The sequence below is a fragment of the Mycobacterium sp. genome (assembly GCF_035697385.1).
In the GTDB taxonomy this organism is placed as follows: Bacteria; Actinomycetota; Actinomycetes; order Mycobacteriales; family Mycobacteriaceae; genus Mycobacterium.
In genome coordinates this window covers 1-24,551 of record NZ_DASSCY010000091.1, presented here as the reverse complement: position 1 = coordinate 24,551, position 24,551 = coordinate 1, and the positions used below count along the sequence as shown (strand labels likewise).

At 67.2% G+C, this 24,551-nt stretch carries 26 protein-coding genes and 2 pseudogenes; 12 read left to right on the top strand and 16 right to left on the bottom strand.

The window, feature by feature from the left end:
* Positions 1–125: 125 nt before the first annotated feature.
* The 6 genes and pseudogenes from VFH65_RS08270 to VFH65_RS08245 form a co-directional block, all read right to left on the bottom strand.
* A pseudogene (locus VFH65_RS08270) lies at positions 126–1,253 on the bottom strand (solute symporter family protein); the annotation flags it as partial.
* Positions 1,250–1,597 carry a DUF485 domain-containing protein gene (locus VFH65_RS08265; RefSeq protein WP_353320661.1) on the bottom strand — a complete coding sequence of 116 codons (348 nt, stop codon included), beginning with the start codon at positions 1,595–1,597 and terminating at the stop codon, positions 1,250–1,252. The pseudogene VFH65_RS08270 and the gene VFH65_RS08265, both read right to left, overlap by 4 nt.
* A gap of 164 nt (positions 1,598–1,761) precedes the next feature.
* On the bottom strand, positions 1,762–3,501 hold the full coding sequence (locus VFH65_RS08260) for a cation acetate symporter (RefSeq protein WP_353320660.1): 1,740 nt from the start codon (positions 3,499–3,501) through the stop codon (positions 1,762–1,764).
* Positions 3,498–3,872 carry a hypothetical protein gene (locus VFH65_RS08255; protein WP_353320659.1) on the bottom strand — a complete coding sequence of 125 codons (375 nt, stop codon included), beginning with the start codon at positions 3,870–3,872 and terminating at the stop codon, positions 3,498–3,500. Before VFH65_RS08255 ends, VFH65_RS08260 begins: the two co-directional genes overlap by 4 nt.
* Positions 3,865–4,641, bottom strand: a complete 777-nt coding sequence (locus tag VFH65_RS08250) for a LytR/AlgR family response regulator transcription factor (RefSeq protein ID WP_353320658.1) — start codon at positions 4,639–4,641, stop codon at positions 3,865–3,867. The genes VFH65_RS08255 and VFH65_RS08250 overlap by 8 nt, the downstream gene beginning before the upstream one ends.
* Positions 4,638–5,849 carry a sensor histidine kinase gene (locus VFH65_RS08245; RefSeq protein ID WP_353320657.1) on the bottom strand — a complete coding sequence of 404 codons (1,212 nt, stop codon included), beginning with the start codon at positions 5,847–5,849 and terminating at the stop codon, positions 4,638–4,640. The genes VFH65_RS08250 and VFH65_RS08245 overlap by 4 nt, the downstream gene beginning before the upstream one ends.
* A 38-nt stretch (positions 5,850–5,887) precedes the next feature.
* Between VFH65_RS08245 and VFH65_RS08240 the strand changes: the two genes are divergently transcribed.
* Positions 5,888–6,466 carry an HhH-GPD-type base excision DNA repair protein gene (locus tag VFH65_RS08240; protein ID WP_353320656.1) on the top strand — a complete coding sequence of 193 codons (579 nt, stop codon included), beginning with the start codon at positions 5,888–5,890 and terminating at the stop codon, positions 6,464–6,466.
* Here VFH65_RS08240 and VFH65_RS08235 read toward each other — a convergent pair.
* Both VFH65_RS08235 and VFH65_RS08230 read right to left on the bottom strand, forming a co-directional pair.
* Positions 6,463–6,849 (bottom strand): recombinase family protein, encoded by a 387-nt coding sequence (locus VFH65_RS08235; RefSeq protein WP_353320655.1) that lies wholly within the window; start codon positions 6,847–6,849, stop codon positions 6,463–6,465. The genes VFH65_RS08240 and VFH65_RS08235 overlap by 4 nt on opposite strands.
* 62 nt (positions 6,850–6,911) lie before the next feature.
* Positions 6,912–7,571, bottom strand: coding sequence for a nitroreductase family protein (locus VFH65_RS08230; RefSeq protein ID WP_353320654.1), 660 nt, complete (start codon positions 7,569–7,571; stop codon positions 6,912–6,914).
* A 35-nt stretch (positions 7,572–7,606) separates the two neighbouring features.
* Here VFH65_RS08230 and VFH65_RS08225 point away from each other — a divergent pair, with 35 nt between their 5' ends.
* Positions 7,607–7,753, top strand: coding sequence for a DUF1059 domain-containing protein (locus tag VFH65_RS08225; RefSeq protein WP_353320653.1), 147 nt, complete (start codon positions 7,607–7,609; stop codon positions 7,751–7,753).
* Positions 7,754–7,833: 80 nt separating this feature from the next.
* Here the strand turns inward: VFH65_RS08225 and VFH65_RS08220 are convergent, their stop codons facing one another.
* Both VFH65_RS08220 and VFH65_RS08215 read right to left on the bottom strand, forming a co-directional pair.
* Positions 7,834–8,721 carry a hypothetical protein gene (locus VFH65_RS08220; protein WP_353320652.1) on the bottom strand — a complete coding sequence of 296 codons (888 nt, stop codon included), beginning with the start codon at positions 8,719–8,721 and terminating at the stop codon, positions 7,834–7,836.
* Positions 8,722–8,768: 47 nt separating this feature from the next.
* A complete protein-coding gene (locus VFH65_RS08215; protein WP_353320651.1) occupies positions 8,769–9,392 on the bottom strand; it encodes a hypothetical protein in 624 nt (207 codons plus the stop codon).
* Positions 9,393–9,530: 138 nt separating this feature from the next.
* Between VFH65_RS08215 and VFH65_RS08210 the strand changes: the two genes are divergently transcribed.
* The gene (locus VFH65_RS08210; protein WP_414688382.1) at positions 9,531–10,799 is read left to right on the top strand and encodes a mannosyltransferase; all 1,269 of its coding nucleotides are present in this window, start codon (positions 9,531–9,533) and stop codon (positions 10,797–10,799) included.
* Here the strand turns inward: VFH65_RS08210 and VFH65_RS08205 are convergent.
* On the bottom strand, positions 10,723–11,007 hold the full coding sequence (locus VFH65_RS08205; protein ID WP_353320649.1) for a 4a-hydroxytetrahydrobiopterin dehydratase: 285 nt from the start codon (positions 11,005–11,007) through the stop codon (positions 10,723–10,725). The two genes, VFH65_RS08210 and VFH65_RS08205, sit on opposite strands and share 77 nt — an antisense overlap.
* A 25-nt stretch (positions 11,008–11,032) precedes the next feature.
* Between VFH65_RS08205 and VFH65_RS08200 the strand changes: the two are divergent.
* The 3 genes and pseudogenes from VFH65_RS08200 to VFH65_RS08190 all read left to right on the top strand — a co-directional run.
* Positions 11,033–11,416, top strand: a pseudogene (locus VFH65_RS08200) ((deoxy)nucleoside triphosphate pyrophosphohydrolase); the annotation flags it as partial.
* Positions 11,417–11,419: 3 nt separating this feature from the next.
* Complete coding sequence (locus tag VFH65_RS08195) at positions 11,420–11,986, top strand: GNAT family N-acetyltransferase (RefSeq protein ID WP_353320664.1); 567 nt, start codon at positions 11,420–11,422, stop codon at positions 11,984–11,986.
* 55 nt (positions 11,987–12,041) lie between these two features.
* Positions 12,042–13,118 (top strand): hypothetical protein, encoded by a 1,077-nt coding sequence (locus tag VFH65_RS08190; RefSeq protein ID WP_353320648.1) that lies wholly within the window; start codon positions 12,042–12,044, stop codon positions 13,116–13,118.
* A 25-nt stretch (positions 13,119–13,143) separates the two neighbouring features.
* On the opposite strand, the gene VFH65_RS08185 is transcribed toward VFH65_RS08190, so the two are convergent.
* Positions 13,144–13,404, bottom strand: a complete 261-nt coding sequence (locus VFH65_RS08185; protein WP_353320647.1) for a hypothetical protein — start codon at positions 13,402–13,404, stop codon at positions 13,144–13,146.
* Positions 13,405–13,482: 78 nt separating this feature from the next.
* The gene (locus tag VFH65_RS08180; protein ID WP_353320646.1) at positions 13,483–13,653 is read right to left on the bottom strand and encodes a hypothetical protein; all 171 of its coding nucleotides are present in this window, start codon (positions 13,651–13,653) and stop codon (positions 13,483–13,485) included.
* A 56-nt stretch (positions 13,654–13,709) separates the two neighbouring features.
* Here VFH65_RS08180 and typA point away from each other — a divergent pair, with 56 nt between their 5' ends.
* Together typA and VFH65_RS08170 are read left to right on the top strand one after the other, a co-directional pair.
* The gene (gene typA / locus VFH65_RS08175) at positions 13,710–15,611 is read left to right on the top strand and encodes a translational GTPase TypA (RefSeq protein WP_353320645.1); all 1,902 of its coding nucleotides are present in this window, start codon (positions 13,710–13,712) and stop codon (positions 15,609–15,611) included.
* Between the two features lie 22 nt (positions 15,612–15,633).
* Positions 15,634–17,505, top strand: a complete 1,872-nt coding sequence (locus tag VFH65_RS08170) for an ABC transporter family substrate-binding protein (protein WP_353320644.1) — start codon at positions 15,634–15,636, stop codon at positions 17,503–17,505.
* Here VFH65_RS08170 and VFH65_RS08165 read toward each other — a convergent pair.
* Positions 17,489–18,727, bottom strand: coding sequence for a chloride channel protein (locus tag VFH65_RS08165; protein ID WP_353320643.1), 1,239 nt, complete (start codon positions 18,725–18,727; stop codon positions 17,489–17,491). The two genes, VFH65_RS08170 and VFH65_RS08165, sit on opposite strands and share 17 nt — an antisense overlap.
* Before the next feature lie 40 nt (positions 18,728–18,767).
* Here VFH65_RS08165 and mshB point away from each other — a divergent pair, with 40 nt between their 5' ends.
* The 4 genes from mshB to VFH65_RS08145 all read left to right on the top strand — a co-directional run bounded on the left by mshB (position 18,768) and on the right by VFH65_RS08145 (position 23,682).
* On the top strand, positions 18,768–19,643 hold the full coding sequence (gene mshB / locus VFH65_RS08160) for an N-acetyl-1-D-myo-inositol-2-amino-2-deoxy-alpha-D-glucopyranoside deacetylase (protein ID WP_414688381.1): 876 nt from the start codon (positions 18,768–18,770) through the stop codon (positions 19,641–19,643).
* 111 nt (positions 19,644–19,754) lie between these two features.
* On the top strand, positions 19,755–20,189 hold the full coding sequence (locus tag VFH65_RS08155; protein ID WP_414688380.1) for a DUF6113 family protein: 435 nt from the start codon (positions 19,755–19,757) through the stop codon (positions 20,187–20,189).
* Positions 20,190–20,310: 121 nt separating this feature from the next.
* On the top strand, positions 20,311–22,896 hold the full coding sequence (locus tag VFH65_RS08150; protein ID WP_353320642.1) for a bifunctional FO biosynthesis protein CofGH: 2,586 nt from the start codon (positions 20,311–20,313) through the stop codon (positions 22,894–22,896).
* A 225-nt stretch (positions 22,897–23,121) separates the two neighbouring features.
* Positions 23,122–23,682: a YceI family protein gene (locus VFH65_RS08145; protein WP_353320641.1), complete on the top strand. Its 561-nt coding sequence runs from the start codon at positions 23,122–23,124 to the stop codon at positions 23,680–23,682.
* 58 nt (positions 23,683–23,740) lie between these two features.
* On the opposite strand, the gene VFH65_RS08140 is transcribed toward VFH65_RS08145, so the two are convergent.
* Both VFH65_RS08140 and VFH65_RS08135 read right to left on the bottom strand, forming a co-directional pair.
* On the bottom strand, positions 23,741–24,316 hold the full coding sequence (locus VFH65_RS08140) for a carboxymuconolactone decarboxylase family protein (RefSeq protein ID WP_353320640.1): 576 nt from the start codon (positions 24,314–24,316) through the stop codon (positions 23,741–23,743).
* Positions 24,313–24,551, bottom strand: a 239-nt coding sequence (locus tag VFH65_RS08135; protein ID WP_353320639.1) for a hypothetical protein, incomplete at its 5' end; no start/stop codon positions are given. The genes VFH65_RS08140 and VFH65_RS08135, both read right to left, overlap by 4 nt.

Here is a 24,551-nt window from a genome sequence, read left to right as displayed (position 1 = left end):
TTCTACCTGTTCACCCTGGTGCTCGGGTACGGCGCCGGCGCGCTGGTCGGCCCGGACGTGATCAAGAAGGCGCCGGGTGGGGCCAACTCGGCCGCGCCGCTGCTGGCCTTCGAGCTCGGCGGCACGCTGCTGCTCGCGGTGATCGTCAGCCCCGCCACCACCGCGAGGATGGTCGCGAACGCGACCGCGGAGATGACGCCGAGCAGGATCACGCCGCCGAGCTCGAAGGCCAGCAACGGGGCCGCCGAGTTGACGCCGCCCGCTGCGCTCAGGATCCGGTCGGGTCCCACCAAGGCTGCCGCCCCGTAGCCCAGAACCAGGGTGAACAGGTAGAACGCGCCGATCAGGGCGATCGCCCACACCACCGAGCGCCGGGCTTCTTTGGCGGTCGGCACCGTGTAGAAGCGCATCAGCACGTGCGGCAAACCGGCCGTGCCGAGCACGAGGGCCAGCGCCAGCGATATGAAGTTGATCTGCGACGTCAGCGAAGCGCCGTACTGCGCCCCGGGAGCCAGGACGTCACGGCCGGCGACCGCTTCGTTGGAGGAACCCGACACCGCGGTCTGGGCCGCGCCGAGGATCTCGGAGAAGTTCACCCCGAACTTGACCAGCACCATCACCGTCATCAATGCGGCGCCGCCGATGAGCAGGACCGCCTTGATGATCTGCACCCAGGTGGTGCCCTTCATCCCGCCGATCAGCACGTAGAGGATCATCAGCAGGCCGACGACGGCAATCACCAGGGCTTGCCCGATGTCGCTGGTGACGTTGAGTAGCAGGGCCACCAACCCGCCCGCGCCTGCCATCTGCGCGAGCAGGTAGAACAGGCATACGGCCAGCGTGGTGGTCGCGGCGGCCATCCGTACCGGCCGTTGTTTCAGGCGGAAGCTCAGCACGTCGGCCATGGTGAATTTGCCTGCGTTGCGGAGCAATTCGGCCACAAGGAGCAGGGCGACCAGCCAAGCGACCAGGAAGCCGATCGAGTAGAGGAAGCCGTCGTATCCGTACACGGCGATGGCGCCGGCGATGCCGAGGAAGCTTGCCGCCGACAGGTAGTCACCGGATATCGCGATGCCATTCTGCGGGCCGGTGAACGAGCGGCCCGCGGTGAAGAACTCGGCTGCGGTGGCGTTCTTCTTGCTGGCGCGGATCACGATCGTGAGCGTGACGGCGACGAACAGCAAGAATATGCCGATGTTGGCGACGGGATTGCCGACTGTGCCGCCTTCTGCGGCAAGGATGTTGACGGTCATGCCGCACCGCCTTCGAACTTGGACCGAATCGCATCGGCATGGGGATCGAGCTCACGGTTGGCCCACCGGACGTAGATCGCGGTGATGATGAACGTGGTCAGGAACTGGCCGAGGCCGATCAGCAGGCCGACGTTGATATCGCCCCACACCTTGATGGCCATGAAGTCGTGGGCGAACGCGCCAAGCATCACGTAGGCGAAGTACCACAGCAGGAACACCGCGCTCATCGGGAAGACGAAGCGGCGCAACCGGCTTCGAAGCTCCTGGAACTCGGGACTGTTCTGGATCTCTTGGAATTGGGTGCCGCTTGGCGCCTGGGGGGGTGGATATTGGGTCTCGGGCACGGTGACTCCTGACCTCGACTGTGAACCGGCTCTGCGGCGAAGGTAGTTGAGACTCAAGTCACATACCCACTGCGTATGGCGTTGACACGGTGAAGCCCAGCGCCGATGCGGTGAACGGTCGCTCGGCGGCGACGAACGGTGAGCGGTTGCGCCTCGGGATCGGCCTAGCCGCCGCGCGGCACCCGCTCGATGCCCATGCCAAGGCGCTCGGGCACGTGCATGCGGGCGAAGATCTGCGCGACGTCTCCTGGCACCGCGGCGCGGGTCAGGCGGCTGATCACGATCATCGTCGCGAAGGCGATCGGCACACTGATCGCGGCGGGGTAGCCGATCATCACGGCGGGCCAGCCGCCCAGCACGTCGTCGTCGATCCCGCCGGCGACGGCCACGATGACGGCCGTGCCCGACAGCAGCCCGCCAACCACGAGGCCGCATGCGGCGCCGACGGCCGTCAGCCCACGCCACCAGATGCCGAGCACCAGCAGCGGACACAGCGTCGATGCGGCGACAGCGAAGGCCAGGCCGACGCTGCGCGACAGCTCCAATCCCGAGGTGGCCAACGACAGGGGGATCGGGATCAGCCCGCCGACCACCGCGGCGACCCGGAAGTCACGGACCCGACCCCGCAACACATCGGTGGACAGCGCGCCAGCGATGCTGACCAACAGGCCGGACGACGTTGCCAGGAACGCCGCAATGGCGCCCGCCGCGACCAGCGCCGCGAGCAGTTGCCCGGCGGGCCCGCCGATGGCCGCGCCCGGCGCAAGCAGGACGGCCGCGTCGGCGGTGCCGGTGATCAGCAGTTGTGGTACGTACAGCCGGGCGAACGCGCCCAACAGCGTTGGGAACAAGTAGAACAGCGACAGCAGGGCGATCACCGCCAGCGCAGTGCGTCGCGCCGCGCGCCCGTCGGGGTTGGTGTAAAAGCGCACCAGCACATGCGGTAACCCCATGGTGCCCAAGAAGGTTGCGACGATGATCGACAGCACCTGATAGAGCGGATGGCCGCCGCCGAGCCCTCGGCCCGAGGAGATCCAATCCGTACCGGCGCTCGGCGTGCCCGCGACGACGGGTGTGGCCGCACCGGCGGCCAAGGTCAGTGTCGAGCCCGCGCCGAGGGTGTGTTCGCCCACCGACGGAATCGGCGCCGCGTCGAGGCGCCGGCCGTCGAGCGTGCCCGTCACGGTGATGCCGGCCGGTTCGACGACCTGGACCACCACGTCGGTCTCGATCGCGACGGTGGTGTGCTGCTTCACCGTCGGCGGCAACGAGCCGCCCAGCTCGCCGCGATCAGCGAAGAACAGTCCGAGCAACGCGAATGCGGGGATGGCGATCGCGGTCAGCTTCAGCCAGTACTGGAAGGCCTGCACGAACGTGATCGACCGCATGCCGCCCGCGACGACGTTGGTGATGACGATGCCGCCGACCACCAGCGGGCCGATCCAAACCGGAACGCCGAGAAGGGTTTTCAGTGCCAGCCCGGCGCCCTGGTACTGCGGCACCAGGTAGTACACACAGATCACCACCACGACGAGCATCGCGACCTTGCGCAGCCGCGCCGAGCCAAGGCGGAACTCCGCGAAGTCGGGAACGGTGTAGGCGCCCGAGCGGCGCAGCGGCGCGGCGACGAACAACAGCAGGCCCAGATAGCCTGCGGTGAAGCCGACCGGATACCACAACGCGTCGGCGCCGTACTTGGCTATCAGCCCAGCGACGCCGAGAAACGATGCGGCCGAGAGGTATTCGCCGGAAATGGCGGCGGCGTTCCACTGGGGACCGACAGTGCGGGAGGCGACGAGGAAGTCGGATGTGGTGCGGGACAGCCGGACTCCATACGTGCCGATCGCGACGGTGGCCACCGCCGCCGCGAGCAGCGCAGCCGCCGTCAACGGTGAACCGGTCATGGCTCGCTCTCAACCACGCCGACGAAGTCACGCTCGCCCTGTTCGGCCAGCCGCACATACAGCCGCCCGACGCCATAGAGCAGCGGATACACCAGCACCGCCAGCACCAACCAGTTGAGCCGGATGCCGAACAGGGTGAGGGCACCCAGGTCGGGAAAGGCCGCGTTGAGCAACGGAATTGCGCCGACGATACCGACCACGACCGCGGCCAACCGCAACGCCAACCCGAGCTGCGCGCGGACCAGACCGCGCACAAGGGCGTCGCCGACCTGTGTTTGTTCCTGGACCTCGACGCGGGTGCGCACCATGCGCGCCCCGCGGCGGTGAGCCAGCACGACGCGTTCGCGCTGCGGCCGCTCGCCGCTAGTCATCGGGCCTCAGGTTGCGCATCGGGTCGCGGACCACCCTGTCGCGCAGCTCGCGCGCCTGGCGCCGGCTCACCGGCAGCTCCACGGCGGGGGAAGCGCCGTTCGCGCGCAGCCGCACCAGCACCGCGCCTTCGCTCGTTCGCAGCCCCGTGACAAGTCGCAGCGCAACCAGATATGACCGGTGTACTCGTTGGAATCCCCGGTCACGCCAACGGGTTTCGAGTGTGCTCAATGGAATCCGTACGAGATGTGAGCCCGACGCGGAGTGCAGCCGGGCGTAATCGCCCTCGGCCTCCACCCAGCCGATGCTGTCCCGTGGCACCAGGTGGGTGACGCCGCCGAGCTCGGCGGGGATGACGTCGGAGTCGTCGACATCGGCTGCGGCCTCGGCGGGTTCGGCCGAACGCGCCGCCATCACCCGTCGCACCGCTTCGTCTAAGCGGTCCTGCCGGATGGGTTTGAGCAAGTAGTCGATGGCGCCGACGTCGAACGCGGCGACCGCCTTGTCGTCGTGGGCCGTGACGAACACGATCACTGGCCGGTTCGAGAAGTTGGCGAGCACGCCTGCCAGCTCGATGCCCGAAAGGCCGGGCATGTTGATGTCGAGGAAGATCGCGTCGATGGTTCGGCCGTTGAGTTCGCGAAGCGCGGAGGTGGAGTCGCCGGCGCGGTACACCTCGCCGATATCGGGGTGCTGATCGAGCAGATACGCCAACTCGTCAAGCGCGGGCGCCTCGTCGTCGACCGCGAGCACCGAGAGGGACTTGCTCACCCGTACGCTCCTCCGCTTGCCCGAACGCCCGACCGGAACTTGGGCACCCGCATCACGACCTTTGTGCCCGCACCGATCGCCGTTTCGACCACCAGACCGTAGTCGTTGCCGAACGCGGCTCGCAGACGATGGTCGACATTGGTCAGCCCGACGTGAGCCGAGTTGCCGGTGCCTGCCGACCCGTCAGTGCCAAGGGCATCTCCCGGCCCGGATCGCAGCGTCTCGGGATCCATTCCGACGCCGTCGTCCTCGACGGTGATCACGCAGTCGGAACCCTCGTCGCGGGCGATGATCTCGACTGATCCGCCGGCCTTGCCAGCGAATCCGTGCCGCACCGCGTTTTCCACCAGCGGCTGCAGCGCAAGGAACGGCACGACGACGTTGAGCACCTCCGGTGCCACCTGGAGGCGGACCGTCAGCGCAGCGCCGAACCGGGCGCGCTCGAGGTTGAGGTAGCGGTCGATGTTGCGCAGCTCCTCGGCCAGCGTCGTGTACTGGCCAGCAGCGCGGAACGAGTATCGGGTGAAGTCGGCGAACTCGAGGATGAGTTCGCGGGCGCGGTCAGGATCGGTGCGCACAAACGAGGCGATGGTGTTGAGCGCGTTGTAGATGAAGTGCGGGCTGATCTGGGCTCGTAGCGCGAGAACCTCGGCGCGGTCGAGGCGCGCGCGTGAGGCGTCCAGCTCGGCCAGTTCGATCTGGCTGGCGGCGTAGCGGGCGACCTCGCCGACGGCGCCGAGCATGCCCGGTGCAGGTGAGCGGGTGGTTACCACCACCAGGACGCCGAGCGCATCGCTGTTCTCGGTGAGCAGCGGCTGGGCCACGACGGCGGACGACTTGACGTGGGTGAGCACCCGGCGCTGGCCGGAGATGGCGTCGCGCGCGGCGTGCTCGCATGCGTCGTTGACCTCCTGTTCCCAGATCGGTTCCTCGGGCGGGTCCTGGGCCAGCAGCCGCCCGTCACCGTCGAACAGGGCGACGCCGTCCGTTCCGGTCAGGCTGCGGAGGAAGGGCGCCGACGTCTGCGCGGAGTCGGTGTCCAGTCCGTGGCGCAGCGCCCGCGCCGCCAGAGAGGCGGTGTGCAGCGCGGCGTGCACCGCGCGTTCGGTCGGGGTGGCCACGACGCGGCGGGTGCGCACCGCGATGACCGCGGCGGCCACTGCCGCCAGGAACAACGCTGCCAGCGCTATCGCGAGCTCGCCCGACATCTCACCTCACCAGGTTGGGGCCACCTTAAACTGGCGAGGTGGCGAAACTGCAGCTAGTCCAAGATCCGGCGGCCGACGCGTTGCTGGAGTCCAATCCCTTCGCGCTGCTGGTCGGCATGCTGCTCGACCAGCAGTACCCGATGGAGGCGGCGTTCGCCGGGCCGAAGAAGATCGCCGACCGCATCGGTGGCGTCGACGCTGCCGAGATCGCCGACTACGACCCGGAGAAGTTTGCCGCGCTGTGCTCGAAAACGCCAGCGGTGCACCGGTTTCCGGGGTCGATGGCCAAGCGGATCCAGGCGCTGGCTCAGATCGTCGTCGACGACTACGACGGCAACGCAGCGGCGCTGTGGACAGCAGGCGACCCTGACGGTCCGGAGGTGCTGCGTCGCATCAAGGGGTTGCCGGGGTTCGGCGAGCAGAAGGCGAAGATCTTCCTCGCGCTGCTGGGCAAGCAGTACGGGGTGACGCCGAAGGGCTGGCGAGAAGCGGCGGGTGACTACGGCAAGGCCGGTTCGTTCATGTCGGTGGCCGATGTCGTCGACCCTGGGTCGCTGGAGAAGGTGCGCTCGTTCAAGAAGCAGGCGAAAGCAGCAGCGAAGGCCGCCAAGGCCTAGTGGTGTTGGTGGCCGGGCTCGAGGTCAAGCTCGGCGAGAGTCGACAAAATCGCGGCCACATGGCGCCCCGTCGCCGTTGCGGTGTCCAGACCCTCTTTCAAGGCGCGCAGCGTGATTCCGCGTTCGGTCAGGTCAGCGACGGTCTGTGTCACCTCGGCGACTGAACGTCCCAGCCGGTCGAGCGCGACGACGATGACCGTGTCACCGGAGCGGGCATAGCTCAGCATGGCGTGCAGGCCGGCCCTCACCTTGTCGGCGGAGCCGGACAGCTTGTCGGTGAAGATCCGGCGCTGGTCCACTCCGGCAGCGGCCAGTGCGGCGAGCTGCCGTTCGAGGTTCTGCTCGCCGTTGCTGGCTGTGGCGTAACCCAGCGTGACGGTCACAAACTTTAAGGTCTCACGGCGCAGGCGATCTGCGGTAGAGACACGCCAGCGGAATTTGCGGGCTAATCGCCGAGGGGTTGCCCGTCGAACCGTTCGTCGGTGGCGATCTCGGCGACCGGCTTGCGTTTGAGCTTGGTCAGTTGGCGGACCGGTTTGCCAAGCGGCAGCACGGCCGCGATCGCATAGCCCTCGGGTATGCCGAGCAGTTCCTTCGCGCGTGGCTCCTGTGCCACCACCGCTGTGGTGAGTGCGCCGCCATACCCTTCGTTGCGCGCGGCCAGCAGGATGTTCCAGACGAACGGGTACACCGAGGCGCCGGCGATGAGCCCGACGCGGTCGAGGTCCTGGTCAAACGCCGCAACGACGCTGAGGTCGACGCAGATCACCAGCACCACCGCGGCCTCGCGCAGCGGCAATGCGGGGGGAACTTCGGTGGCGGCGATGGTCTCTGCGTCAACACCGCACGGCTGCAACGGATTCCATGGCCCCTCGCCGTTGCGGAGCTGAGCGACATAGCGCTGCGCGCCCGGAACGGTCAACTCCATCAGCGCCTCACGAGTCTGCGGGTCGCGCACGATCACCACACGATTGCCTTGGCGGTTGCCGCCGCTGGGCGCAAACCGGGCGTTGTCAAGGATCCGCATCAGCACCTGATCGGGCAGCGGATCGTCGGTGAACTGGCGGACAGCGGCCGTCGTGCGCATCACGTCGTAGAGATCCATGATCACCATCATCAGACCTATGCAATTGTGAAGATATGAAGACTCATCTCAACTGCCCCTGCGGCGAGGCGATCACCGGCGAAAACGAGGAAGACTTGGTCGAGAAGGCCCAGGCTCACCTGTCCGAGAAGCACCCCGGCCGCGAGTACGACCGCGACGCCATCCTCTTCATGGCCTACTGATCTCTTCACGAGCGACCGCGTTTGTACGTGATTTCACGGCGCGTCGGCGTACAGACACGGTCGCTCGCGGAGAGGAACTGCTACGGAACGACCGTCGAGCCGATGGTCGGCATGAACTGGCACTGCTTTTCGGTCGTGGTGACCTGGCCGAAGATCGTCGACATGATGCTGCCCGAGCCGGTATCGACGATCGCGGTCAACGTCGTCGGGCCCTCCGGGTTGATGTCCGACCGCGGCTTCAGCGTGGCGCTACCCGACTTGCCGGTGGTCAGATTGACCCACGTGACGTTCAGCGGCAGCTTCTGCTCGGCCGCTGGACCCGGCGTGCCGATCGCGGTGAACACGTAGGCGGTCTGGCCTGCAACCGGACCTGGCGCGGGAATCGTCGCGGGCCCGGCGACTGAAATCGCCGTCGCCAAGACATTGCCGCCGTCCTTCAAGCAGCCGTTGCTGATCGACGGATACAGGAAGTCCTGAGTCGTCGGGGCGTCAGGGCCGAACGCCGGACCGGGCGCAGCTCCGGGTACCGGAGCCGCGACGGGAGCTGCATCGGGTGCCGGTGCGGCCGCGGGTGCTGCCTCCGGCACGGGCCCGACGGCGTTCGCCGGGTTCACGCCGGCAGGCAGGTGCGCCTCGGCTCCCGGCACCGCGCCGGGAGCAGGATTGTGCGCGACGAACTGGTTGACCGCCGTCGCCACATTTCGCGAATCGGGCGGCGCCGCAGCGTCTCCGGCGAACACCGCGGCGGCGGCCATCAGCATCGAGGCCGCATTGTTCGGATCGGCGGCCGCCTGCTGAATGACCGGACCGATGCCCTGCACGGCCGAAAGGCCCGGCGCCTGCAGGCCATCGATTGGAACTGGTGCCGGCTCTGCGTTGGCCACGCCGGCCACGCCGCTGAACAGCAGCGCGGCCGACGAGCCGACCGCAATAGCGGCCTTACCGATCATCGTCCTGGTCGATGACATTGCTCCCCCATATGCGTGGTCGTGGTGGTTGATGGTCAGGCCGACCGTCAGGGCAGCGCGGACAGCGGAATCAGCACCGGTGCCAGGCCCGCAGCGGGGGCCGCAGGCGCTGCCGGAGCCGCGCCCGCAGGTGCCGCCGCGGGTGCTGCCGCAGGCGTCGATGCCGGTGCCGGTGCCAGGTTGGCCAGCGGGGTACCGACCGGCATCAGTGATGCGAGGTCGCCGGGGAACGAAACCGATTGCGGCAGTGGCACCGGAAGGCCAGGGACGCTAGGCAAATTCATCTGGCCCGAGGGGATCAGGTTCGGTGCACTGGCGGCGGGGGCCGCGGGTGTGTTGACCGGTGCGGCGGCGCCCGGCAACGTGGCCGGAGGCTGCGGGAGCGTCACCGAAGCGGTCGCGGCGGGCGGGGCTGCCGCCGGTGCGGCTGCTGCCGGCGCGGCAGTGGCCGACTGAGCAGTGCCCAGCATGGAGGTGAGGCCCTGCATGAGCTGGGTCGCCGCGGCCGGGTTGGACGCAAGTTGTTGGAGGAACGGCAGCCCGGGCACGGCCGGGGCCGGCGGAACTGGCGCGGGTTCGGCGGCGGCAGTGGCGCTCAGCGCCAGCGCAGCCGAGATCGCCCCCGCGGCGGCGAACATCGTGGTCGCGAACATTTTCCTGGTGCTGTGCATGGTTCTCCCAATCACTTTGTAGACAGGCCTGAGCCCGAAGCTAGCTTGTTACTGGTGTTACTCAAGTGACACGTGTGGCGGTTATTCAAACGTTACGGATGCGACGGCTTACGGAGACCGCTCGCTAGAGTCGTGCGGATTGACAGAGAAACGGCCTCGCCCGCCGCCGCACCGACTGCCTCGCGCACGCCCGCTTTGGCGGTCGTGGCGCCGGTACTGCTGGCGCTGAGTATCGCGGCGCGTCTCGCGTGGACGTACCTTGTGCCCAACGGCGCCAATTTCGTCGACCTGCACGTGTACGTCGGCGGGGCGGGGGCATTGGATCAACCGGGCACGCTCTACGACTACGTCTACGCCGACCAGACGCCGGATTTCCCACTGCCATTCACGTATCCGCCGTTCGCGGCCGTGGTGTTCTATCCGCTGCACCTGCTGCCGTTCGGGCTTGTGGCGTTCGCCTGGCAGATCGGTATCTTCGCCGCGCTCTACGGGGTGGTGCGGATCAGCCAGCGGCTGTTACCCGGAAACGGTGTAGGCGATCGGCGCATCGCGATGCTGTGGACCGCCGTCGGTATCTGGCTCGAACCGCTGCGGAGCACCTTCGACTACGGACAGATCAACGTGCTGCTCGTGCTGGCGGTGTTGTACGCGGTCTACAGCACGCGATGGTGGCTGTCGGGGCTACTGGTGGGGCTTGCGGCCGGAGTGAAGCTGACGCCTGCGGTCTCGGGGCTGTACTTCGTCGGAGCGCGGCGGTGGGGCGTCGCGGCGTTCTCAGCGGTGGTGTTCTTCGGCACGGTCGCGGTGTCGGCACTGGTGGTCGGTGACCAAACCCGTTACTACTTCACCGAACTGCTCGGCGACGCGGACCGGGTCGGCCCGATCGGGACGTCGTTCAATCAATCCTGGCGCGGCGGCATCTCGCGCATTCTGGGCCACGACGCGGGTTACGGACCGCTGGTGCTGGCCGGGATCGCCGTCACCGCGGTGCTGGCGGTGCTGGCGTGGCGCGCGATCGGTGGTGCCGACGACAGGCTGGGCGGAATCGTCGTCGTGCAGCTGTTCGGGCTGCTGCTGTCACCGATCTCGTGGACCCATCACTGGGTGTGGCTGATCCCGCTGATGATCTGGCTGTTGCACGGACCGCTGCGAAAGCGCCTCGGCGCGCGGATTCTGGGCTGGGGGTGGCTCGGCTTGGCGGTCGTCGGTCCGCCGTGGCTGCTGAGCTTCGCCCAGCCGACCATCTGGGAGATCAGTCGGCCGTGGTACCTGGCATGGGCCGGCCTGGTCTACATCGTCGCGACGCTGGCGACACTGGCGTGGATCGCCACTAGCCGTCGACGATCTGGTTTATCTCCCGCGCCATCTTCAGATCGTTCTCCGTTATCCCACCGGCCGAATGAGTGACCAACGCGAAAGTCACTGTCCGCCAGCGGATATCGATGTCAGGATGATGGTCGGCTTCCTCGGCTTTTTCGGCCACCCGACGCACCGCGTCGATGCCGTCGAGGAAGGCGGGAAATTTGATCGAGCGGCGCAGGGCGCCGTCGGCGCGCTCCCAGCCGGGAAGGTCGGGCAGTGCGGCGTCTACTTGTTCGTCCGATAACACAGCCATATCTCGACGGTATACCGTCGCCGGGATGCCAAACCAGATCGTCGTCGCGGGTGCGCTGATCTCGGGCCCGTCGCTGTTGGTGGCGCAGCGGAATCGTCCGCCCGAGTTGGCGGGGCTGTGGGAGCTGCCCGGCGGGAAGGTCGCGGCGGGGGAGAGTGACGCGATCGCGCTGGCTCGCGAGCTGCAGGAAGAGCTCGGCGTCTCGGTGTCGGTCGGCCCCCGCATCGGTGCCGACGTCGCTCTGAATGCGACGACGACGCTGCGCGCCTACCGCGTCACGCAGACCGGCGGCACGCTGCACCCCAACGATCATCGTGCGCTGCGCTGGGTGACCGCCGACGAGCTGGAGCGCCTGCCATGGGTACCCGCCGACCGCGCGTGGCTGCCGGAGCTCACGCAAGCGCTGAGCGCCGTGGCCGTGCGCAAAGCTGACGAGACAGACCGCGCCGCCATCGCCAGCGTTATCGCCTACGCATACCGACGCGAATTCTCAACCGTAACAAGAGATCTCGATAAGGCGGCGCGAGCCCTCGACCACGCGGTGCAGATCGACCGGTTCTTCGTGGCTGACCGTGGCGGCGAGATTGTCGGCACGATCGCGTGCACGGATTGCACCGGCAGGGCGATGTGCGTCAGCGCCGCCGAACTCCGACGTCATCTCGGCCTCCTGCGCGGGACTGTCACCGCACGAAGCGTGGTGCCCGAGTTCATGTCTCGCCTCGACTATCCACCCACGACGGGCTACATCGAGTTCGTCGCCGTCTCCGATAAGGCGCGACGGCAGGGCATCGCCACCAGCCTGGTCGAGGGGGTCATCGCCCAAACTCCCTACACCGATTACGTGCTGGAAGTCACCGACGTCAACACCGCAGCGCGCGACTGCTACCGCAAGATCGGGTTCGCCGACATCGACAGCAAGAAGGAAAGGTTCGGCACGCTCAAGGGATTCCGCGAACGCATCTACATGCGCTACCCGTAGGCGTTCGCCTCGTGTTTGCCCCTTGACGACCGGGCACACATTATTCTTCCCGTCTATGCGTGTGCTGCGGTTCATCTGGCGGGGTGTGCTGGCATTCGACCGGATCGGATCGCGGATCCCGCAACTGATTCAGATTTGGCTGATCGAGCTGTTCTTCGCCGTGCCACTGATGTTTTTCATCGCCAAGATCATCGACATCCGAGGCGCTTTCGGCGTGCCGGGCACGGGCGAGTCGATGCCCGGCGTGTTCTGGGGTGCGTTAGTGGTCTCGCTGGTTTGCGGTTTCTTCTTCTTCCGCAGCCTTATCCGGCCGCGGGTGGTGCGCGGGTCGTGGACACCGATGATCAAGGCCGACGTGGGCGACTACACGGTGATGGCCGGCAACCGCGCATGGACCACGCACTACGACTACCTCAGCAGCCACCCGTCGTACTCACTGCTGCTGCTTCTCACCGCGCCGATCCCGGCCGTGATGGTGGCGATGACGACCAACCAAGGAGACAGCACCTTCTACTGGCGGGTGGCGGGCGTCGTCGGGTTGATCATCCTGGCGCTGATGGCGCTGGCGCGCGTATTGGCCTGGTACGTCTTCCGATTCGGCCGCCGCCAGCTCGACGCACAGGTCGCCGACAAGGGCACGTCGCAGCGCAAGCTCGGGTGGGAAATCGCATGGAAGCCGGTTCTGATGTTGATGGTGATGATCTATGCGATCGTCGGTATCCCGTTGGGCTGGATGTTCTGGCAAGAAGACCGGAAGATCGCCGCGCTGCCCGTCGTCACCGTCGAGGACACCGAGTATGCCGGTGAGTACCGTCGCGTCGAAGGCGACGTGGCGTCCGAGCCGGTGTACTGGGCACCGCGAGGTACGGGGCGCGGCGGCAACAACTTCTCGGGTGCCGGTGTGCTGGTTGACCTTCCGTCCGGCGGTGAGGCGCTGCTGCTCGCCGAATCGCTGTCGGTGCCCGATTTCGTCGGTGTGATGGACGACGTGCGCGACGGCGATATCAAGGCTCAGGGCAAGGTGATCGACTCCATCACCGACGACCAGGAGGAGTACTACGGGTTCGACGAAGGCTCGTTCCCCGAGCCGTCGACCGATGGTCGGGTGATGCTGCTGCTGTCATACCCGTAGCCGTGACCGAGTCACGGCCGCGATCTCAGTAGCGCATCTGGTCGTCGACCACCGGCACACCGGAGTGCTGCAGCGCGTAGATCGGATGCATCAACACCGGGTGACGGCAGTGCGCGCACGACTCCTGCGCCTGATTCGCCGACGAGAATGTCAGGTGGTGACACGCCGCGCACCGGACTACATAAAAGGCGCCCATCCAGTTGAGCAGGCCGACGTAGATCGCCGCCGTCGCGGCGGCCGCCAAAACAGCGATCACACCGATGGTGAAAACCTCTTCGACTGTCATGAGTGACAACCTCCAAACCGCCTTTGACAGGCGGTGGCGACGCTACGCGCGGAAGCTGTGAGGTTCCTGGCTGGCGAACTAACGCGCCTGCCTGGCCCGCTTGAACACCTTGACCAGATCCTTGCCGTGGATTCCGTTGCGTTCCGCCTTGCGGACGTGGTGCACCACCACCGGACAGCGCTTGCAGCGGGGCTTGCTGCGGCAGCACTTCTTCTTCGGTTTGAGGTCGAGTAGCTTGCTGGACTTCAAGTGGCCTAGATCTCTCGTTTTCGTAATCGACCCGCCAGACTGCCACACTGTGCGACGTGGATGTCCAGCCCCTTTTCCGCAACGTCGCCATCGTGGCGCACGTTGACCATGGCAAGACGACCCTGGTCGACGCGATGCTGCGGCAGTCCGGTGCCCTGACACACCGCGGCGACGACTCCACCGAACGCATCATGGACTCCGGTGACCTCGAGAAGGAAAAGGGCATCACGATCCTGGCCAAGAACACCGCGGTGCATCGTCACAACGGGGATGGCACGGTCACGGTCATCAACGTCATCGACACCCCAGGTCACGCCGACTTCGGCGGTGAAGTCGAGCGCGGGCTGTCCATGGTCGATGGCGTGTTGCTGCTGGTCGACGCCTCCGAAGGGCCGCTGCCGCAGACCCGGTTCGTGTTGCGCAAGGCACTGGCCGCGCACCTGCCGGTAATCCTCGTCGTCAACAAAACCGACCGGCCCGACGCCCGCATCGCCGAGGTTGTCAGCGACAGCCACGACCTGCTCCTCGACGTCGCCTCCGACCTCGACGACGAGGCTCAGAAGGCCGCCGAGGCGGCACTCGGCCTGCCCACGCTCTACGCATCGGGACGGGCCGGCGTGGCCAGCACCGTCGAGCCTGCCAACGGCGATGTCCCCGTGGGCGAGAATCTCGACGCGCTTTTCGATGTCTTGCTCGAGCACATCCCTGCTCCGACCGGCGACCCCGAGGCGCCGCTGCAGGCCCTGGTCACCAACCTCGATGCGTCGGCCTTCCTCGGCCGCCTCGCCTTGATCCGGATCTACAACGGCCGTCTGCGCAAGGGCCAACAGGTGGCGTGGATGCGTGAGGTCGACGGGCTTCCCGTCATCACCAGCGCCAAGATCACCGAGCTACTGGCCACCGAAGGGGTCGACCGCCGGCCCACCGACGAGGCCATCGCCGGCGACATCGTTGCCGTAGCCGGCATGCCCGAGATCATGATCGGTGACACGCTCGCCGACCCCGACCACGCGCACGCGCTGCCGCGGATCACCGTCGACGAGCCCGCGATCTCCGTGACGATCGGAACCAACACCTCGCCGCTGGCCGGCAAGGTCTCCGGCCACAAGCTGACTGCGCGGATGGTCAAGTCCCGGCTGGACCAGGAATTGGTCGGCAACGTGTCGATCCGGGTGGTCGACATCGACCGCCCCGACGCCTGGGAGGTGCAGGGCCGCGGCGAGCTCGCGCTTGCCGTGCTCGTCGAGCAGATGCGCCGCGAGGGTTTCGAGCTGACCGTCGGCAAACCGCAGGTGGTCACCCGCACGATCGACGGGAAGCTGCACGAGCCGTTCGAGGCGATGACCATCGACTGCCCCGAGGAGTTCGTCGGCGCCATCACGCAGCTGATGGCCGCCCGCAAGGGCCGCATGGAGGAGATGACGAACCACGCCGCTGGCTGGGTCCGGATGGACTTCATCGTGCCCAGCCGTGGGCTGATCGGCTTCAGGACGGACTTCCTGACGCTGACCCGTGGCACCGGCATCGCCAACGCGGTGTTCGACGGCTACCGGCCATGGGCTGGCGAGATCCGGGCCCGCCACACCGGGTCGCTGGTGTCGGACCGCTCCGGCTCGATCACGCCGTTCGCCATGATCCAGCTGTCCGACCGTGGACAGTTCTTCGTCGAACCCGGCGACGACACCTACGAGGGCCAGGTCGTCGGCATCAACCCGCGTGCAGAGGACCTCGACGTCAACGTCACCCGCGAGAAGAAGCTGACGAACATGCGGTCATCGACCGCCGATGTCATGGAGACGTTGGCCCGTCCGCTGGAGCTGGGCCTCGAGCAGGCGATGGAGTTCTGCGCCGAAGACGAGTGCGTCGAGGTGACGCCCGAGATGGTCCGCGTGCGCAAGGTCGAACTGGACGCCACCACCCGGGGCCGCAGCCGCTCTCGCGCCAAGGCCCGCGGCTAGCCCGGCCGATACCCTGAAGGACGTGCCGACGACCCTACGACGCGTCAGCGCCGTTGCCGGCGCGCTGACCTCCGCGTTGTTGGTCGGGGCCGCGTGCACCGTCAGCCCGCCGCCCGCCCCGCAGAGCACCGACACCACGGAGACGACGACACCACCGCCGCCGCGCGCAACGCAGATCATCATGGCCATCGACTCGATCGGCCCCGGCTTCAACCCGCATCTGCTGTCCGACCAGTCCCCGGTCAACGCTGCCATCAGTTCGCTGGTGCTGCCCAGCTCGTTCCGGCCGGTTCCTGACCCGAAGTCGCCGACGGGATCGCGCTGGGAGCTCGACCCCACGCTGCTGGAATCGGCAGAGGTCACCAGCGAGGAGCCGTTCACTGTCACCTACAAGATCCGCCCCGAGGCGCAGTGGACCGACAATGCCCCGATCGGCGCCGACGACTTCTGGTACCTGTGGCGACAGATGGTCAGCCAGCCCGGTGTGGTGGATCCGGCGGGCTACGACCTGATCACCGGCGTGCAGTCTGTCGAGGGCGGCAAGGTCGCGGTGGTGACGTTCTCGCAGCCGTATCCGGCGTGGCGCGAACTGTTCAACAACATCCTGCCCGCCCACATCGTCAAGGACGTGCCCGGCGGTTTCGCGGCGGGGTTGGTGCGCGCGCTGCCAGTCACCGGCGGCCAGTTCCGTGTCGAGACCATCGATCCGCAGCGCGACGAGATCCTGCTGGCCCGCAACGACCGGTACTGGAGCGCGCCTGCCAAGCCCGATCTGGTGCTGTTGCGCCGCGGCGGCGCGACGGCAGCGCTGGCCGACTCGATCCGCAACGGCGACACGCAGGTAGCGCAGGTGCACGGCGGCGCCGCCGCGTTCGCGCAACTGTCCGCGATCCCCGATGTCCGGACCGCGCGCATCGTCACCCCCCGCGTCATGCAGCTGACCCTGCGAGCCCAGCAGCCCGCACTCGCGGATACCCAAGTGCGCAAAGCGATTCTGGGCCTGCTCGACGTCGACCTGCTGGCCTCGGTTGGCGCCGGTGACGACAACACGGTGACGCTCGCCCAGGCGCAGGTGCGTTCCCCGTCGGATCCGGGTTACGTGCCCACCGCGCCACCGGCGTTGACGAAACAAGACGCGCTCGCATTGTTGGGCGACTCGGGCTATCAGGTCGAGCCGGTAGAGACGAGCCCTGCGCCGACACCGGGCACTCCCGTGCCGGAGAACAATCGCGGGCTCATCACCAAGGGCGGCGTTCCGCTATCGCTGGTGATCGGTGTGGCGGCCAATGATCCGACGTCGGTGGCCGTCGCCAACACTGCCGCCGACCAACTGCGCAATGTCGGCATCAGCGCCTCGGTGTCGGCGCTGGATCCGCCCGCGCTCTACGGCGACGCGTTGACCAACAACCGCGTCGACGCCGTCGTCGGCTGGCATGAGGCCGGTGGCGACCTCGCGACTGCCTTGGCGTCGCGCTACGGCTGCCGGGCTCTCGAGGCGACGGCGGTGTCCACCACCACCGCAGAGTCGCCGACTCCGTCGCCGAGGCCCAGCAATCCGCCTGCGCCGCCGCGGCCGACCACCACCGCCACGCCGACCACCCCCAGCCCTGCGCCCGAGTCCGGCGAACTCGTCCAGGCGCCAAGCAATATCACCGGTATCTGCGACCGCAGTATTCAGCCGAAGATCGAGGCGGCGCTGAACGGTACGGAGAACATCAGCGACGTCATCACCGCAGTCGAACCCCGGCTCTGGAACATGTCCACCGTGCTGCCGATCCTGCAGGACACCACGATCGTCGCGGCCGGCCCCAGCGTGCAGAACGTCAGCCTGTCCGGTGCCGTGCCGGTCGGCATCGTCGGCGATGCCGGCATGTGGGTCAAGGCTCCTCAGTAGCCTTTGCGTGCTGCTCGCGAAGGACTCGCAAACCGTGCGCGGCGTACGCGGCGAGGGCGAACACCAGCAGCAGCCACCACGGCGGATGCGCCAGCTCCCAGACGAACAGCGCCGCGAACGCCGGTGCCCGCTGCGTGATCGCCAGCACGCCTGCGGCGCATGTCAAGGAGACCGCCGCCACGTGAATATCAGTGCCCGACAGGTGATTAAGGGCAAGCGCGACAGCAGATCCCGCGGCTGCCCCGGTGGCCAGGGCCGGCGTCAGCATGCCGCCGACGGCACCTGCGCGCAGGAATAGCGCGGTCAGAAGCGGCTTCAGCAGCAAGATGACCGCCGCCGCGCCAAGCGTCAGACCGCTGTTCACGCTCACCGTCAGGATGCTCCTGCCGTTGCCGGGCAACTCTGGCCACCAGATGGAGCAGATGCCGGTGAGCAACCCGGCGGCCGCGATCGTCGGAATGAGCACCCACGACTTGAATTGGACCTTCGGGCGGGCGGTGGCCATCACGCGGTCGAACGCCAGGCCCACCGCCAGGGCGAGCGGCGCGATGGCCAGTGCCAAGAACGCGAACAGGTACGACAACTTGGCGTCCGGCCACGTGAGCGCGTGCTCGAGGTGGGTCACGGGGGAGGCCACCGCCACCGCGAGGCTCGACGTGATCAGTGCCGCACCGACCGCGCGCGGATGCCAGGTGCCAAGCAGAATCCGGGCGGCGAACAACGCGCCGCCGAGCGGCACGCTGTACACCGCGCCAAGTCCCGCACCGGCCGCACAGGCCAGCAGGATCTCGCGGTCGCGGGCCGTCAGCGCCAGCCGACTGGTGCCGAAATCACCTGTCGCAGCGGCTAATTGGCGCGGCGCACCTTCACGGCCGAGTGAAGCACCCGACCCGACGAGCAGCACCTGAAGGGCGGCGTCGATAGACATGGCCAGCCGGGGGATCGGCCGGTGGCTCGCGATCGTCGCGGCTAACGGTGGAACCTCGGTGCGCCGCCGAAGCATCCACCACCCGAACCCGGCCAGTGCGCCGCCGATCATCGGGCCGACGGCACGCCGCACGGGGCTGCTGTCGCCCACGCCGGTCAGCAGCGTGCCGAATGAGTAGTGATAGGTGAGGTGTTCGATGCCGTGCAGCAGCAGGGTCGTTGCGGCGCCAGCGACACCGGCCAGCAAGCCGATGATGACGATCGCGCAGCCGAACTCAACGGTGCGCCGCGTCACCCACGTGAATCTAGGCGAGCCAACGGGCAAGCTGGTGCGAATGGAAACCCCGCGACTGCTCTTCGTACACGCACATCCCGACGACGAGACCCTCACGACGGGCGCGACCATCGCGCACTACGTCGCCCGCGGCGCGCAGGTGCAGGTCGTCACGTGCACGCTGGGCGAGGAGGGCGAGGTCATCGGTGAGAAGTGGGCACACCTTGCCGTCGACCAAGCCGATCAGCTGGGCGGCTACCGGATCGGCGAGCTGACCGTTGCACTGAACGCGCTGGGGATCGACGAGCCGATCTACCTGGGTGGCGCGGGGCGTTGGCGGGACTCCGGGATGGACGGCACACCGCCGCGGCACCGCCAGAGATTCGTCGACGCCGATCCGCACGAATCCGTTGGCGCGCTGGTGGCCATCATTCGTGACCTGCGCCCGCACGTCGTCGTCACCTACGACCCCAACGGCGGCTACGGCCATCCGGATCACATCCACACCCACGAGGTGACGACCGCAGCCGTTGCGGCATCGGCTGGCGCCGACTATCCCGGACAAGCGTGGACGGTGCCGAAGCTGTACTGGGCCGTCGTCGCGAAGTCTGCGCTGGCTGCCGGCCTTGACTCGCTCACCGGCGTGCCGTCCGAATGGATCCGGGTGACGGCTGGCGACCTGCCGTTCGGCTATCCCGACGACGCGATTGACGCCGTGATCGAGGACGACGAACAACTGCCGGCGAAGGTGGCGGCTCTGCGCGCCCACGAAACCCAGGTCACCGTCGACCCGAGCGGTGGGTTCTTCGCCCTGTCGAACAACATCGTGTTGCCGATCGGCGCGATCGAGCACTACATCCTTGCTGCGGGCACGGCAGGCGAGCGCGACGCCCGCGGTTGGGAAACCGATCTTCTGGCGGGTCTGGATCTGGGATAGCGGGAAAAGACGCGGTAAGCTCCGCCTCAATCGGCGCGTGGAAGGGATGACAATGGATCCGGACCTTGATCCCAACCTGCAGCATTGGCAGGACCGGTTTGACAACCTCCAGTGGGTGATCGGTTCGCTCGTCGGCGTGCTCGACAGCATCCCGACCTGACCCTGTCCTCACCCATCCCCGACCGCCAGCGCGTGGTGGTCTTGACGTTGTTGGCGATCGACGGCGTTCTATGCGCGATAGCCGCGGCTTTCTTTCTCCCTGCCCGGATCGCGACGGTGCCATTTCCGATAAGCGCGCTGGTGAGCGGCCTGATCAACGCGGCGTTGGTATGGGCGGCGCTGCAATGGACGTCGGCCCCGCGGGTCGCCGCCCTGCCCTTGTGGGGCTGGCTGCTGACAGTCGCGGTGCTGACGCTCGGCGGGCCCGGCGAAGACATCATTTTCGGAGGAACCGGGATCATGGAGTATGCGGCATTGCTGCTGATCGTGCTGGGCTCGCTGCCGCCCGCCCTTGTGCTGTGGCGCCACATGAACCTGGCGAGCTGACCCCGACTCCGGCGACGGGCGCACACCGCACCGGCAGCTGGGACTACTGTGGCCGATATGTCAGGCGCACTGGTTTCAGATAGTGAGACGCGCGGATGATTCTCGACGACGCCTTGGTTACATGGGAGTGGCTCTGAACCCCCAGCGCGGCGCCGATCTTCCCAGCCCGGTGGCACCACCGAAGTCCGATGCGCCCAGTCCTGCTGCCCTACGACGCGTGTTGCGGCGCGCGCGCGACGGGGTGGCGCTGAACGTCGACGAAGCAGCCATCGCGATGACCGCCCGCGGCGACGATCTTGCCGATCTGTGCGCCAGTGCGGTGCGGGTGCGCGATGCGGGATTGGAATCGTCGGGCCGTCGCGGCGCCAACGGCCGGCTTCCCGTGAGCTACTCACGCAAGGTGTTCATTCCCGTCACCCATCTGTGCCGCGACACGTGCCACTACTGCACCTTCGTCACGGTGCCCGGCCGGCTGCGCGCGCAGGGCACGGGCATGTACATGGAGCCCGACGAGATCCTCGACGTAGCGCGTCGGGGCGCCGAATTGGGCTGCAAGGAAGCCCTTTTCACTCTCGGCGACCGACCCGAGGCGCGGTGGGACGAGGCGCAGCAGTGGCTCGATGAGCGTGGATATGACTCGACGCTTGACTATGTGCGGGCGATGGCGATCCGAGTGCTCGAGGAGACCGGCCTGCTGCCCCATCTGAATCCCGGTGTGATGAGCTGGTCGGAGCTCTCGCGGCTCAAGCCGGTCGCCCCGTCGATGGGCATGATGCTCGAGACCACGTCGCGGCGGTTGTTCGAGACCAAGGGTCTGGCGCATTACGGCAGCCCCGACAAGGATCCCGAGGTTCGGCTGCGAACGTTGGCCGATGCGGGCCGGTTGTCCATTCCGTTCACGACGGGCCTGCTTGTCGGTATCGGCGAGACCCTTGTCGAGCGTGCCGAGACCATTCACGCAATTCGGCGCTCTCACAAGGAGTTCGGGCACGTTCAGGAAGTGATCGTGCAGAACTTCCGGGCCAAGGACCACACCGCGATGGCGTCGGTGCCCGACGCCGGGTTCGAGGATTTTCTGGCCACGGTGGCGGTCAGCCGACTGGTGATGGGCCCGAAGATGCGCATCCAGGCGCCGCCGAACCTGGTGTCGCGCGCCGAGTGCCTGGCGTTGATCGGCGCGGGTGTCGACGACTGGGGCGGGGTGTCGCCGTTGACGCCGGATCACGTCAACCCGGAGCGGCCGTGGCCGGCGTTGGACGAGCTGTCCGACGTCACCGCCGAGGCGGGTTATGACCTTGTGCAGCGGCTGACCGCGCAACCGGAGTACGTCCAGGCTGGTGCGGCGTGGATCGACCCGCGGGTGCGTGGGCATGTCGATGCGCTGGCCGACCCCGACACCGGCTTTGCGTTGGACGTCAATCCGCAGGGCCGGCCGTGGCAGGAGCCCGACGAGGCGACCGAGTCATTGGGCCGCACCGACTTGCATTCGGCGATCGATTCCGAGGGCCGGCTCACCGACACCCGCAGCGACCTGGGCAGCGCGTTCGGCGACTGGGAGTCGATCCGCGAAAAGGTGCACGAGCTGGCGGCGCGCGCGCCCGAACGGATTGACACCGACGTGTTGTCGGCGCTTCGCGCGGCCGAGCGCGACCCTGCCGGCCTCACCGACGATCAGTACCTGGCGTTGGCCACCGCCGACGGGCCGGCAATGGATGCCGTTGCGGCGCTTGCTGACTCGCTGCGCCGCGATGCCGTCGGTGACGACGTGACGTTCGTCGTCAACCGCAACATCAACTTCACCAACATCTGCTACACCGGCTGCCGGTTCTGTGCGTTCGCGCAACGCAAGGGTGACGCCGATGCGTTCTCGCTGTCGACCGACGAGGTCGCCGACCGGGCGTGGGAAGCGCACGTCGCTGGCGCAACAGAGGTGTGCATGCAGGGCGGTATCGATCCGGAGCTGCCCGTGACGGGGTATGCGGATCTGGTGCGGGCGGTCAAGGCGCGTGTGCCGTCGATGCACGTGCATGCGTTTTCCCCGATGGAGATCGCCAACGGAGTCACCAAGAGCGGCTTGAGTATTCGCGAGTGGCTGATCTCGTTGTGCGAAGCCGGGCTTGGGTCCATCCCTGGCACGGCCGCCGAGATCCTCGATGACGAGGTGCGCTGGGTTCTGACGAAGGGCAAGCTGCCGACGTCGATGTGGATCGAGGTCGTCACCACCGCGCACGAGGTCGGGCTGCGGTCCAGCTCGACCATGATGTACGGCCACGTCGACCAGCCGCACCACTGGGTCGGTCATCTGCGGGTGCTGCGCGACATCCAGGATCGAACGGGTGGGTTCACCGAATTCGTCCCGCTGCCGTTCGTGCACCAGAGTTCGCCGTTGTACCTGGCAGGCGGTGCTCGGCCGGGGCCGACGCATCGCGATAACCGCGCCGTACACGCGCTGGCGCGGATCATGTTGCACGGCAGGATCTCTCACATTCAGACCAGCTGGGTCAAGCTGGGTGTCGAGCGCACACAGGTGATGCTCAACGGCGGCGCCAACGATCTGGGCGGGACGCTGATGGAGGAGACCATCTCGCGGATGGCCGGCTCGGAGTTCGGCTCAGCGAAGTCCGTTGAAGAACTGGCTGCCATCGCTGAAGGCATCGGCCGCCCGGCACGCCAGCGCACCACCACGTACGCCCCGCTCGCCGCATAACACTCTCCGCGAGCGACCGTGTTTGTACGGCGGCACGCCGGAGATCTCTGTGCAATCGCGGTCGCTCGGGCATCCCTGAGCGTCCACCTCACAGTTCGGCCCTGCGTCTCGTCGTACAGGTGAAGGCGTACGCTCTGCCAAGGAATGAATCGGACTACGGTCCGGTTGTCCGTGTAGACGCGGGCGCCGCTCGTGAAACACCGAAATCTGTGAGGAGATCTGCGCATGACTGCTACCTCGGAAGCCACCGGAACCACCCAGCTCCCTGCCGGAACGTGGGCCATCGACCCGGTTCACTCGTCGATCGAGTTCTCGATACGTCACCTCATGGTGAGTAAGGCACGAGGCAGGTTCGACAACTTCAGCGGCTCGATCGTCGTCGCGGACGACGGCACCCCATCGGTCACCGCCGAGATCGCCGTCGACTCAATCAACACGGGCAACGAGCACCGAGATGCGCATGTCAAGGCCGCGGACTTCTTCGATGTCGAGAAGTACCCGGTTGCCACCTTCACATCCACTGGCGTGCGGGCCAACGACGACAGCTATGTCCTCGACGGTGAGTTCACGCTCAGGGGTGTGACGAAGCCGGTCAGCCTCGAGCTCGAGTTCGCAGGCACCAACCCTGGCATGGGCCACGGTGAGGTCGCCGGTTTCGCGGCGTCGGTCGTGTTGAACCGCAAGGACTTCGGCGTCGGCGGCGACCTTCCGCTGGAGACCGGTGGCGTCGTCCTTGGCGACAAGGTCACCATCACGCTGGAGATCGAGGCACTCAAGCATTCATGACGGCGCCCCTACGACGAATGGGCTAGGGGCGGGCCGCGGCGCTCTACCAAATGAGCGCCTATCGATAGCCGCGCTTCAGGAGGTGCTGGGCGCCGGCGTTCATCGCTGCCGGACTGGCGAGGCTGAAGTCGAACGCATCGGCCAGCCGGTCAGTGATGTTGAAGACCAGGCAGACGGCGAGGGCGTCCTCGATCTGCTCGGGGGAAACGCCTTCGGCCAGCACCGCGCGGATGTCGTCGGGATCAACGTTGTGCTCCCGCGTGAGCTTGCCGAGCATGCGCAGCGTTGCCCGCAGCGGTTCGTCGATCGGTGCTGACTCCACATCGTCGAGCGTGGCGGCGACCTTCGAGTGATCGCCGTACCAGAGGCTCGACGTGGCCGAGTGCGCGGCGATGCAGAACGGGGTCGCGTTGACCTTCGAGACGTACGCCGCCATCAGCTCACGATCGCCGACCGACCAGGCTGATGGTCCGCGCATCGCCTCATGGGTGAGAGGTCCGCCGCCGTAGAACTCTTGGCGGTACAGCGCCAGCTTGACGGCGTCGACCACCGGCTGGCGCGAAACCAGCCGAATCAGCCCGAGCAAGGCCTTGGTGCGCAGGCGATGGCCCCTGTCGAGGATTTCGAGCCTCATCCGGCACCCTGTTGTCTCTGTGCGCTGGCCAGCGCCGCAAGCGCGTTCTCGTATTGCCGGCTTGCCTGGCCGACAGCGGCGCACACGACGATCTCGAAGACTTGATCCTCACTGAGACCCGCGTCCCTGACGGCGGTGACATCGTCGTCGGTGACGCTGGAGGCGTGATAGGTCACCTTCTGGATCAAGGTGCGCATTGGTTCATCGAGACCGGCATTGTCGAACGCGGCTCGGC